The organism is Bradyrhizobium sp. 137, from assembly GCF_023074095.1.
Lineage (GTDB): Bacteria > Pseudomonadota > Alphaproteobacteria > Rhizobiales > Xanthobacteraceae > Bradyrhizobium.
Genome location: NZ_JADPKU010000021.1, coordinates 43,749 through 55,538 on the forward strand (window position 1 = coordinate 43,749; position 11,790 = coordinate 55,538).

At 63.3% G+C, this 11,790-nt stretch carries 10 protein-coding genes; 5 read left to right on the forward strand and 5 right to left on the reverse strand.

Going from position 1 to position 11,790, the window contains the following annotated elements:
* Positions 1 to 46: 46 nt before the first annotated feature.
* On the reverse strand, positions 47 to 748 hold the full coding sequence (locus IVA78_RS04020) for a response regulator transcription factor (RefSeq protein ID WP_008542552.1): 702 nt from the start codon (positions 746 to 748) through the stop codon (positions 47 to 49).
* A 240-nt stretch (positions 749 to 988) separates the two neighbouring features.
* On the opposite strand from IVA78_RS04020, the gene IVA78_RS04025 reads away from it, so the two are divergent.
* From IVA78_RS04025 to IVA78_RS04040, 3 genes are all read left to right on the forward strand, one after another.
* On the forward strand, positions 989 to 1,738 hold the full coding sequence (locus IVA78_RS04025; RefSeq protein ID WP_247464425.1) for a DUF2470 domain-containing protein: 750 nt from the start codon (positions 989 to 991) through the stop codon (positions 1,736 to 1,738).
* A 176-nt stretch (positions 1,739 to 1,914) separates the two neighbouring features.
* Complete coding sequence (locus IVA78_RS04035) at positions 1,915 to 2,466, forward strand: CHAT domain-containing protein (RefSeq protein WP_346275285.1); 552 nt, start codon at positions 1,915 to 1,917, stop codon at positions 2,464 to 2,466.
* 472 nt (positions 2,467 to 2,938) lie between these two features.
* Positions 2,939 to 4,555 (forward strand): phosphoenolpyruvate carboxykinase, encoded by a 1,617-nt coding sequence (locus tag IVA78_RS04040; protein ID WP_247276400.1) that lies wholly within the window; start codon positions 2,939 to 2,941, stop codon positions 4,553 to 4,555.
* Positions 4,556 to 4,720: 165 nt separating this feature from the next.
* On the opposite strand, the gene IVA78_RS04045 is transcribed toward IVA78_RS04040, so the two are convergent.
* Together IVA78_RS04045 and IVA78_RS04050 are read right to left on the reverse strand one after the other, a co-directional pair.
* Entirely contained in the window at positions 4,721 to 5,536 is an 816-nt protein-coding gene (locus IVA78_RS04045) for a thioesterase family protein (RefSeq protein WP_247464429.1), read from the reverse strand.
* A 216-nt stretch (positions 5,537 to 5,752) separates the two neighbouring features.
* Positions 5,753 to 8,269, reverse strand: coding sequence for a glycogen/starch/alpha-glucan phosphorylase (locus tag IVA78_RS04050; RefSeq protein WP_247464431.1), 2,517 nt, complete (start codon positions 8,267 to 8,269; stop codon positions 5,753 to 5,755).
* A gap of 636 nt (positions 8,270 to 8,905) precedes the next feature.
* Here IVA78_RS04050 and IVA78_RS04055 point away from each other — a divergent pair.
* Positions 8,906 to 9,337 (forward strand): hypothetical protein, encoded by a 432-nt coding sequence (locus IVA78_RS04055; RefSeq protein ID WP_247276404.1) that lies wholly within the window; start codon positions 8,906 to 8,908, stop codon positions 9,335 to 9,337.
* Between the two features lie 22 nt (positions 9,338 to 9,359).
* Here the strand turns inward: IVA78_RS04055 and IVA78_RS04060 are convergent, their stop codons facing one another.
* Positions 9,360 to 10,133, reverse strand: a complete 774-nt coding sequence (locus tag IVA78_RS04060) for a DUF2865 domain-containing protein (protein WP_247464433.1) — start codon at positions 10,131 to 10,133, stop codon at positions 9,360 to 9,362.
* 249 nt (positions 10,134 to 10,382) lie between these two features.
* On the reverse strand, positions 10,383 to 10,946 hold the full coding sequence (gene pyrE, locus IVA78_RS04065; RefSeq protein ID WP_027575142.1) for an orotate phosphoribosyltransferase: 564 nt from the start codon (positions 10,944 to 10,946) through the stop codon (positions 10,383 to 10,385).
* 174 nt (positions 10,947 to 11,120) lie between these two features.
* Here pyrE and IVA78_RS04070 point away from each other — a divergent pair, with 174 nt between their 5' ends.
* Positions 11,121 to 11,747 (forward strand): glutathione S-transferase family protein, encoded by a 627-nt coding sequence (locus IVA78_RS04070; RefSeq protein ID WP_247464436.1) that lies wholly within the window; start codon positions 11,121 to 11,123, stop codon positions 11,745 to 11,747.
* Positions 11,748 to 11,790 lie beyond the last annotated feature (43 nt).

Consider the following 11,790-nt stretch of genomic DNA (forward strand, 5'->3'; position numbering starts at 1 on the left):
AATCAGAACCAGCGATGCTCTCGTCTTTCGTGAAACTGCGCGAGTCTCAGGCTTCCTTGAAGCGGTAGCCGACGCCGTAGAGCGTTTCGATCATCTCGAACTCGTTGTCGACCACCTTGAATTTCTTGCGCAGCCGCTTGATGTGGCTGTCGATGGTGCGGTCGTCGACATAGACCTGGTCGTCATAGGCGGCGTCCATCAGCGCGTTGCGGCTCTTCACCACGCCGGGCCGGGTCGCCAATGCCTGGAGGATCAGGAATTCGGTGACGGTCAGCGTCACCGGCTCGTTTTTCCAGGTGCAGGTATGCCGTTCCGGATCCATGCGCAAAAGGCCGCGATCGAGCGCCTTGGCGTCGTTCTCCTTCGGCGCGACGGTCGGGTCCTTCGGCGCCGAGCGGCGCAGGACCGCCTTGACGCGCTCGACCAAAAGGCGCTGCGAGAACGGTTTGCGGATGAAGTCGTCGGCGCCCATCTTGAGGCCGAACAGCTCGTCGATCTCCTCGTCCTTGGACGTCAGGAAGATCACCGGCAGGTCGGACTTCTGCCTGAGACGGCGCAACGTCTCCATGCCGTCCATGCGCGGCATCTTGATATCGAGGATGGCGAGATCGGGCTGGGTGGTGCGGAAACCGTCAAGTGCGGAAGCGCCGTCGGTGTAGGTCATGATGCGGTAGCCTTCGGCTTCCAGCGCGATCGAGACGGATGTGAGAATGTTGCGGTCGTCGTCGACCAAAGCGATTGTGGGCATGAGCCTCTGCTTTCTGCTTCCGTTTTGGGTCGTGGCTTGAAACGGCGAGCAATCAGTGATGCGCCGCATACATGGGTGCCGAAGTCGGCATTCGAACCTTGTCACCGAGCAATGCAAGCTGGGCTGAAGTGTGACCAAGTTCCACGAAACACGGCAGATTCGCCGCATCTCGACCCATAACCTGGCCCCCGTTTACCCGAGAAAAGGCCTCTATTGCAACCACCCGACCCGAGAAAGCCGATGCAACCGACCCCGGATTTCGACCCCGCAAAACTCGCCAAATCGCTGCTGCGACGGTCGCGGCAGGGGGCGCTGGCGACCCTGATGGCCGGCAGCGGCGATCCCTATTGTTCCCTGGTCAATCTGGCGAGCCACCCGGATGGCTCACCGATCCTGCTGATCTCGCGCCTCGCCGTGCACACCAGGAACATCCTGGCGGACAGCAGGGTCTCGCTGATGCTGGACGAGCGCGCGGCCGGCGATCCCCTGGAAGGGGCCCGGATCATGCTGTCCGGCCGGGCCGAGCAGGCCGACGCCGACAAGGACTTGCTTCGGCGGCGGTATCTCAATGCCCATCCGTCGGCGGAAGGCTTTGTTTCGTTTAAGGATTTCTCCTTCTTTCGGATCCCGCCCACAGGAGCCCATTTGGTCGCCGGCTTCGGCCGGATCGTCGACCTCAAGCCGGAGCAGTTCCTCACGGACCTCACCGGCGCCGAGGATCTGCTGGCGGCGGAACAGGGCGCCGTCGAGCACATGAATGCCGACCATCGCGACGCCATGAACCTCTATGCCACGAGGCTGCTCGGCGCGGCCGAGGGCGGCTGGCGCTGCACCGGCTGCGATCCGGAGGGCCTCGACATGCAAATGGATCAGACCGCGCTGCGGCTGGAGTTCCCGGAGCGGGTGACGGATGGCACGGCACTGCGCAAGATGCTGGTCCGCCTCGCCGGTGACGCGCGCAAGAAGCTGGACCAAGGCGCAACACGTTGATCGTCGCGGCTCATCGCTGCAATCCAAGACCGTAATCGGTCCGACGGTGCAGCGAGAGTGGTGATGGCAAGATGAATCGGCCGGCGCTGATCGCAGGGCTCGCGCTCGCGGCGAGCGCATTGCTCGCCACGCCAGAAAGGAAGTCTTGCCGCGGCGGGCGCGTGATCAACCCGCTCATGGGGGCCTGCAAGTATTCGGAAGCGCGCTTCCGCTCGCGCAGGCGATGGTTGCGACCCTGGAGAAAAGCGATATCGGCCGCGAACTCGCCGCGGCGCTCAAGATCCTGTTTTCCGCGGTCACGCGGCTGGCAAAGGCGCTGCCCGCAATTGCCGAATACCGCCGAGTTGAACGCGGTGGCGAAGGATGTCGACGCGACGGATGCCGACATCCATCTCGGCTGCGACGCCAGCGAAACGACGCTCAAGCGTGCAGCGCTTGCTCAATATGGCATCATCAACTTTGCCACCCACGGCCTCTTCGCGGCGACATCAAAGGACTCGGTGAGCCCTCGCTTGCACTCTCGATCCCGATCAGCCATCGGAGCTCGACGACGGCCTTCTCACTGCGAGCGAAGTCACCCAGCTCAAGCTGAATGCGGACCGGATTGTGCTGCTGTCGACCTGCAACACATCGCGGGCGACAAGGCGGGGCCGTGGCCCGGTCGGGATTGGCGCGCTCGTTCTTCTATGCCGGTGCCTGCGCGCTTCTTGTGTCGCATTGAGCGGTAGATTCGGAAGCTGCCACGCGTTTGACCACGTCGACGTTCGAGCTGCCCAAGACGAACCGAAAATCGGTCGCGGCAAAGCCTTGCGCGTGCGATGCTGACTTATCTCGACGCCGCCTCGTCACCGCAATGCCTATCCCGCGATGTGGGAGCGGTTCGCACGCATCGGCAAAGTCGAGGTACGATGGGAAGGCAACTCGATCATTGTGCGTCGCAATAACTGGAAGCAACGTGCAAACGCGCCTTTGGTTGCGCGATCATTCTGACTTTTTGATGCGCTTGCTCAGAGCTGACATGCGCGACGTTTGGCGCGGTCTTTGAATAAACCAAATCCTACGGGATCAGCTTGGCAACGCCAGCGTTCATCAGTATTAGGTCGTTCCAGCCGAGGCCAAACGGGCCTATTATTCACGGTGACCGCGATGGTGCCAAAGCTTGGTCGCGCTGAGTGTCGCGGGTTCTAGGAGGACTTTTTCGTGCAAGAGACGGGCGTGCGCAACGGTGCCTTCGGCGCCGACAAATTCGGTTTAAAGAATCTCAAGCAGGTTCACTGGAACCTCGGTGCGCCGCAACTCTATCAGTACTCGCTCTCCGCGGGCGAGGCGGTGCTGTCAGCGGACGGTGCACTCTGCGCCGATACTGGCGAGTTCACCGGCCGCAGCCCGAAGGACAAGTTCACGGTGCGTGACGCCACTACCGACAAGAAGATGTGGTGGGCCGGCAACCAGTCGATCACCGCAGAGCAGTTCGAGACGCTCTACCAGGATTTCCTCAAGCACGCCGAAGGCAAGAGGCTGTTCGCGCAGGATCTCTATGGCGGCGCCGATCCGGCCTACCGGATCAAGACGCGCGTCTTCACTGAGCTCGCCTGGCACTCGCTGTTCATCCGCACACTTCTGATCCGCCCCGAGGCGATCGAGCTGTCGACCTTCGTGCCTGAGCTCACCATCATCGACATGCCGAGCTTCCGCGCCGATCCTAAACGTCACGGCTGCCGCTCGGAGAACGTCGTCGCAATCGATTTCGCCCGCAAGATTGTCCTGATCGGCGGGTCTTATTATGCCGGCGAGATGAAGAAGTCGGTCTTCACCACGCTGAACTACTATCTGCCCGAGCGCGGCGTGATGCCGATGCACTGCTCGGCCAATGTCGGCGCCAAGGGCGATACCGCGATCTTCTTCGGCCTGTCCGGTACCGGCAAGACGACGCTGTCGGCCGATCCCAACCGCACCCTGATCGGCGACGACGAGCACGGCTGGGGCCCGAACGGGGTGTTCAATTTCGAAGGCGGCTGCTACGCCAAGTGCATCAAGCTGTCGAAGGAAGCCGAGCCCGAGATCTACGCAGCGTCGACGCGCTTCGGCGCAGTGCTCGAGAACTGCGTGCTCGACGAGGACACCCGCATCGTCGATTTCGACGACGGCTCCAAGACCGAGAACACGCGTTCTGCATACCCGCTCGACTTCATCCCGAACGCCTCGCACACCGGCCGCGCGCCGCAGCCGAAGAATGTGGTGATGCTCGCCGCCGACGCGTTCGGCGTGCTGCCGCCGATCGCCAAGCTTTCGCCGGCGCAGGCGATGTACCACTTCCTGTCCGGCTACACTGCCAAGGTCGCCGGCACCGAGCGCGGTCTCGGCAACGAGCCGCAGCCGGAATTCTCGACCTGCTTCGGCTCGCCCTTCCTGCCGCTCGATCCATCCGTCTACGGCAACATGCTGCGCGAGCTGATTGCCCAGCACAATGTCGATTGCTGGCTGGTCAACACCGGCTGGACCGGCGGCAAATATGGCGTCGGCTCGCGCATGCCGATCAAGGTGACGCGCGCGCTGCTGACCGCCGCACTCGACGGATCGCTTCGCAACGTCGAATTCCGCACCGATAAATATTTCGGCTTTGCGGTCCCGACCGCGCTGCCGGGCGTGCCGGCCGAGATCCTCAACCCGGTCAACACCTGGAAGGACAAGGACGAGTTCGACAAGACCGCTCGCGCGCTGGTCGGCATGTTCCAGAAGAACTTCGCCAAGTTCGAAGCTCAGGTCGACGCTGAAGTGCGCGCAGCCGCGCCCGACCTGAAGCTCGCGGCGGAGTAGGGGTCGCGCCTTGTAATGCAAAGGGCGGCCGCGAGGCCGCCCATTTTGTTTACGCGATATCTATCCAACGTCATTGCTGTCTCAGCAAAGCAATCCAGGAATCTCTCCGCGGAGACAGTCTGAATTGCTTCGCTGCGCTCGCAATGACGAGTTTTGCGGAAGCAGCTACGCCTTGAAATACGCGATCTGCGTCGTGGTCGCGAGCAGCCGTCCGTTCGGCGACCACAGCTCGCCGTTCTGGTCGCCATAGCTCTTGTGGAAAATCTTGGCGTCAGCGGTGGCAAGCACACGCGTGATGTCTTCGGCGGCTAGCTCTTCGGCATCGGTGTGGAAATAGGTCGTCAGCGATACCGTACCGAACGGCACCAGCTCGCGCCGTGCGTGGAAGATGCGGCCGAAGAAGGCGTCCGACATCGACATCAGCGACAGCATGTCGAGCTTGCGCGGCGTGCGGTCGCTGATCCAGATTTTCGAATAGGTGCTGGCGGGCTCGGTCTGCGGCGGGCCGATCCGCATCTCGCCCTCGACAAAGCGGAATTCATACTGGTTGGCCCAGGACGCCGAGATCTTCGGAAATGGCAGCGTCTGTTCGAACGGTTTGGCGTCCGGGCACGTCGCCACCCTCTGCTCCCAGGACGGTCGCCGCTCGGCGAACACGGCGGTGGCGAGCGTTGCCACCCCGCCGCCGCCTTGGCTGAGCTCGACGCTCCAATGCTGGCTGGAGCGATTGGCCTTCACCAGCCGCACGTCGAGATCGAACGGACCCTTGGCGATCGGCGCGCAGTAATTGACGGTGAGCGCGAGCGGATCGCCGGCGCGGTCCGGATGGTCGATCAGCGCGCGCAAAATCGTCGCGGCAGTGACGCCGCCGAACGGACCGACAAAGGCCCAATAATCGTCGCTGGTGTGCCCCTGCCAACTGGAATCGCCGGCGCTGACGCGGGTGGCGTCATCGAAGGGGTGCGGGAGCTTGGCGTGCATTGTTGGTCCTCGGTGTCTCACCAACGTCATTGCGAGCGCAGCGAAGCAATCCAGACTATCTCTGCGGAGGGATTTTGGATTCGCTGCGCTCGCAATGACGGCGCTTGAGGTAGCGGCCTCGATATCGATGCCTTGGAGATGATGACGACCATATCATCATCCGCGGCGCCCGATGCAATAACCTCGCAGGTAACGCCGATTTCACGCCGCGGAAAATCAGCCTGCGACGTCGCGCAGATTTGGCAGCAGCGGCGTGGTCGGATTGACCGGCACGTTCCAGATCTCCTCGGCATATTCGCGGATGGTACGGTCCGACGAGAACCACGCCATGCGGGCGACGTTGAGGATCGAGGCGCGCGTCCAGGCCGGTGCCACCTGCCAGCGCGCATCGACCGCGCGCTGCGCCTCATAATAGGAATCGAAATCGGCGCTGACCATGTAATGGTCGAGATAGCGCAACGCGTGCGCGATAGATTCGAAACGGCCGGGATCGCCGGGCGAGAACTCGCCGGTCGCGATCGCATTAATGGCGCGCTGGAGCTTCGGCGAGTTGCGGATGACGTCGGACGCATCCAGGCCCTGCTTGCGGCGGATCATCACGTCGCCGGCCTCCAAGCCGAAGATTGCGATGTTCTCAGCTCCGACATGGTCGCGGATCTCGATATTGGCGCCGTCGAGCGTGCCGATGGTGATAGCGCCGTTCAGCGCCAGCTTCATGTTGCCGGTGCCGGAGGCCTCCATGCCGGCGGTCGAGATCTGCTCGGACAGATCGGCCGCGGGAATGATCACTTCCGCGAGGCTGACATTGTAGTCGGGCAGGAAGGCGACCTTGAGCTTGCCGCTGATGGCGGGATCATTGTTGACGGCCTCTGCGACGTCGTTGATCAGCTTGATGATCAGCTTGGCATAGCGGTAACTCGCCGCCGCCTTGCCGGCAAAGATCTTCACCCGCGGCACCCAATTGCCGTTGGGATCGTCCTTGATCGACTGGTACAGCGCGACCGTCTCGATGACGTTGAGGAGCTGGCGCTTGTATTCGTGGATGCGCTTGATCTGCACGTCGAACAGCGCGCCGGGATCGACCTTAATACCGAGCCGCTCGCCGATCAGCCGCGCCAGCGCCGCCTTATTGGCGTGCTTGACGGCGCGGAATTTCTTCTGGAATTCGACGTCGCTGGCGCGAGCTTCGATCAGGCTGAGCTGGGTGGCATCGTCGAGCACTGCTTCGCCGCAGGTCTCGCGCAACAAATCGGTCAGCTTCGGGTTCGCCAGCATCAGCCAGCGGCGGAAAGTGATGCCGTTGGTCTTGTTGGTGATGCGGCCGGGATAGAGATGGTTGAGATCGTGGAACACGGTCTCGCGCATCAGGTCGGAATGCATCGCCGAGACGCCGTTGATGCGGTGCGAGCCGACGAAGGCGAGCTGGCCCATGCGCACGCGGCGGCCGCTCTTCTCGTCGATCAGCGAGACCGAAGCGCGGAAGTCGATGTCGCCGGGGCAGCGTGCTTCCGCGAGCGCCAGATGCTGCACGTTGATGCGGTAGATGATCTCCAGATGCCGCGGCAAGAGTCGCTCGAACAGCTCGACCGGCCAGGTCTCCAGCGCCTCGGGCAGCAGTGTATGATTGGTGTAGGAGAGCGTGGCAACGGTGATCTTCCAGGCCTCGTCCCAGCGGAAATTATGCAGGTCGACGAGGATCCGCATCAGCTCGGTGACCGCAAGGCTCGGATGAGTGTCGTTGAGCTGCACCGCGACCTTGCTGGCGAGGCTGCGGAGCTGGCCGTCGGAGGCGAGGTGCCGTTTCACCAGATCCTGGAGCGAGGCGGAGACGAAGAAATATTCCTGGCGCAGCCGCAGCTCGCGGCCCGCCGGGCTCTCGTCGTTCGGATAGAGGAATTTGCAGATCGCCTCCGCGCGCGCCTGCTCGGCGCTGGCGCTGACATAGTCGCCCTTGTTGAAGGCGTCGAGCCTGAGAGGATCGGGCGAGCGCGCCGACCACAGGCGGAGCGCGTTGACGTGCTGGCCGCGCCAGCCGACGATCGGCGTATCGTAGGCGATCGCCTGCACGGTCTCGCCCGGATGCCAGATGGCGCGGTCGCGGCCCTTATCGTCGACATGCTCGACGGCGCCGCCGAAATTGATGTCGTAGATCACCTCCGGCCGCTGCAATTCCCAGGGATTGCCGAAGCTCAGCCATTCGTCCGGATATTCCTGCTGCCAGCCTTGATTGATGATCTGGCGGAACAGGCCGTAATCGTAGCGGATGCCGTAGCCGATCGCAGGGATCGACAGCGTCGCCATGCTCTCCATGAAGCAAGCGGCGAGCCGGCCGAGGCCGCCATTGCCGAGCGCCGCATCCGGTTCGCATTTGCGCAGCTCGGGCAAGGAAACGCCGAGGTCGCCGAGCGCGACCTCGAAGATCTTCAGGAGCCCCATATTGTTGAGCGCGTCGGTGAACAGGCGGCCGATCAGGAATTCGAGCGAGAGATAATAAACGCGCTTGCGCCCGGCGTCGTAGCTCAGCTTCTCCGCGCTCAGCCAGCGATGCACGATGCGGTCGCGCAGCGCGAGCGCTGCGGCCTGGTACCAATCGTGCCGGGTCGCCATGCCTGCGTCCTTGCCGATGGCAAGGCGCAGCTTGGCCAGGATCGCGCCCTTGATCTCAGCCAGCGCGAGCTCGTCGATGGGCTGGCCGGGAGCGGGAAAATTCGGCTGGAACGATTGATCTTGCAAGGCCTTCACTTCCTGGTCGACTGAACACTCACCCTACGCGTCTTGCTTCCGCGCCGGAACCGTCACTGGTGCGGCCGTGCACTGCGCTGGCGTAAATTTATGCAAGGAACGGGCCGGCTTGGGAACCCGGACGAGCACGGAGAAACACGAGTTTGCTGTTAGAATGCAGGCCAATTCAGCCATCACTGTGGAGGAGACCGTTGAGACCTCTGATGAGACTGCTGATCGAAATCGCCACTGCGACCCTGTCTGCATCACCGTCTCCACCGCCGCCTCCGCCGCCGGCAGGACGGGCCGCAGCGCCGACGGCCTCAGTTGCGCTGTCTCGCTCCCGCAAAACGCAACGCCTGCAGCACGCTGCGCCGCCATCAAGCGCCAATGCGGCGGCAAGTTTTATGCGAGCGCGTGCGGGGACAAGTTGATGTCGGCGGCGAGGTGAGGCGAGGGATCGTACCGCGGAATCCGCGTTCGTTCGGGCGAAGGCTTTCACGCGGTTGTTTCTCGGCGAAGGTCGCGACGACTTTGCGGCAGCATCAGAACAAATTAAGAACACTTTAGCAAGTCTTTGATATATCATTGTGATTCGGCGCCATGCCGACACAATATCTAGCGTCCGTCAGACTTTGCGAGGACCACATGTCCACCATTGCCTTCGATCAATTTGCCCTCACCCGGATTGCCGATTTCGCGCGGTCGCTGTCGCTTCTGCATCGGGCGGCGCGGCGCCAGAGGATCGATGACGACCAGTTCGACCGCGAGTTCAATGCGGTGTGCCAGTCGATCTGGGGCTACACCATCGACGATATCAGCGACGAGCTGTTTTCGACCGACGACCATCTGTTCCTTGACACGCTGGACGAAGCGCATGCGCGCATCTTCGCGGCCGAGCAGGGTTATGACCTCGTCGACGATCAAGGCATGCTGACCGATTGGTGGGGCTTTTGCTGGATGATCCTGGCCGAGAAGCGCGGCCTCCTCACGCCGGAAAACCGCGCCGCTGCGCGCACCGCGATCGAGGAGAAATATCTCGCGGCGCCGAATGTGATCGGGGTGATCATCGGGAGGTGACGGCTCAGTTGCCGTCATTCCACTAATCCAACCCCGCCCGCTTCGCCGGTTTTTGCGTCTTCGGCACCGTGACGTCAGGCAGCGCCTCGCGCACGATCTCTGCGGCCGGGGCATCCGCCGCGACCGTCTCCGCCCGCACCGGCGCCACCTTCATCTCGCCGAGCCGCGCGCGGACCTGTGCGGTGAGGCCGGGATAGGAGGCAACCGGGGTGAAGTCCGCAGCCTGATCGTTGCCGACACGGATGCCGGTATAGGCAACGAGGCCGTCGGCCGTGGCAATCACGTCCCCGGCTTTCAGCGATGAATCCAGCGCGAGATCGACCGGGGCGAGGCCGACCGGCTCGCGGCCGTTGCAGGTGCAGTCGGCGCGCAGCGCCTTGCGATAGGCGAACGCGTTCTCACTGTCGGTGTAGCGCTCGCCGGTCTGCGACGCGGCACCCTCGATCGAGGAGCCGAAATAAACCTTCGTCGCACTGGCAGGACAGAACGCCTGACACATCTGGGCAGGCGAGGCGAGCCCGCGCATCAGCGGGAAATATTTACCATCGCAGCTGCGCACGCAGAAGGCCGGGCCGGAGCCGCCGGCCGCCGCCGAACGGGTTGGCGGCACGTATTGCGGAGTTGCGGCATTCTGCTGGCCGGTGAAGGGATCGGCGTAGGAGCCCGCCTGCTGCGGCACCTCGCGCTGCGGGCGCTGTTGCCGCATGCCGCCGAAGAAGAAATCGAACAGCCCTTCGGCCGCAACCGGGGACGGCGCCGCGAGCAGCGGAGCGGCAAGGCTGGCGGCTACAAGCATCGCGCGACGCCGCCGGCGCGCATGGGACGAGATTGTACGCAACGCGCTGCTCCACCCGACGCTACTGAATCAGCCGAGACCAGCGAGGTCTTGGCACATGATTCACCATAAAGCGGGATGGTAAATGAGCAGTTGAGCGGAGGCGGTTTCAAGTCGAGGCCGTGACCTCTTTGAGGCCGGGCACAGCTTCCGACAAATCGTTGCTTCCGGGCCACGCCCGGACATGACGGCCAGGGCTGTTTCGCGGCCTCAAGCCTTCAAGAACTCGGATGCCTTGTACAGCGAGCGGAACGGCAGGCCGGCCGCACCGAACGTGTCGGTGGCGCCTTCCTCGCGGTCGACCATGGTCAGCACCAGCACCACATTGGCGCCGGTCTCGCGCACGGATTCCACCGCCTTCATCGCCGAGCCGCCGGTGGTGGTGACGTCCTCGACGATCACGACGCGCTTGCCGGCCAGGGTCTCGCCCTTGGGCAGGCCCTCGATCGCGAGCTTGGCGCCGTGCTCCTTCGGTTTCTTGCGCACGAAGAATGCCGCGATCGGATGGCCTTTGATCCAGGAGATCTGCGCCAGCGCCCCGGCGAGCGGCACCGCGCCCATCTCGAGCCCGCCGATGAAATCGAGCTGGTCGTCCTTCAGCGCCTCGTAGGTGAGCTCGGCGAGCAGCGTCGCGCCCTCGGGGTCGAGCATGGTCGGCTTCAAGTTGAAGTAGAAATCGCTCTTGCGGCCCGACGCGAGCGTCACCTCGCCGCGCCCGAATGAACGCCGGCGGATGATTTCGAACAGGCGGGCGCGGGAGGCTGATTTCGACACGGCGGTCCCTCGGAAGCATTTTTGGAGGAGGCGGAATTTATCCGCGACCGCCGCCACATTCCAGAGGGGGCGTCCCCCGTCAACAGAGATCGGCTATCCCGGTCCGCCGGTTGTGGGGGTGCAACCTTCTGGAGTAGGTGAGGGCCGAACCTGTCAGCGGCAAGGAAGCAAGGCATGACCATCGAACTGCACACCTGGAACACGCCGAACGGCCGCAAGATCTCGGTCGCGCTGGAGGAGATGGGGCTGCCTTACAAGGTGATCCCGGTGAACATCACCAAGGGCGAGCAGATGGCCACGGAGTTCCTGAAGCTCTCCCCCAATAACAAGATCCCCGCGATCGTCGACCCCGAGGGTCCCGACGGCAAGCCCGTCAGCATCTTCGAATCCGGCGCCATCCTGCTCTATCTCGGCGAAAAGACCGGCAAATTCCTGCCGAAATCGCTTGGCGGGCGCATCCCCGTCTATGAATGGCTGATGTGGCAGATGGGCGGTTTCGGCCCGATGCCCGGACAGGTGCACCATTTCATCGCGCTCGAAAACGAGCAGGACCGCGCCTATGGCCTCAAGCGCTTCATGGCGGAGACGCGCCGGCTCTATGGCGTGCTCGACCGCCGGCTGGAGGGCCGCGACTTCGTCGCCGGCGACCTCTCGGTTGCCGATTTTGCCATCCTCGGCTGGGCCTGGCGCCATCCTCGCCACAAGGTGGACCTCGCCGACTTCCCCAACGTCAAGCGCTGGTACGAGGCGCTGATGGCACGGCCCGCTGTGAAGCGGGGGATGGAGGCGAAGCTGGATTGATCTTTCTCTCTTACCCTCCCCTCGAAGGGGAGGTCGATCGCGC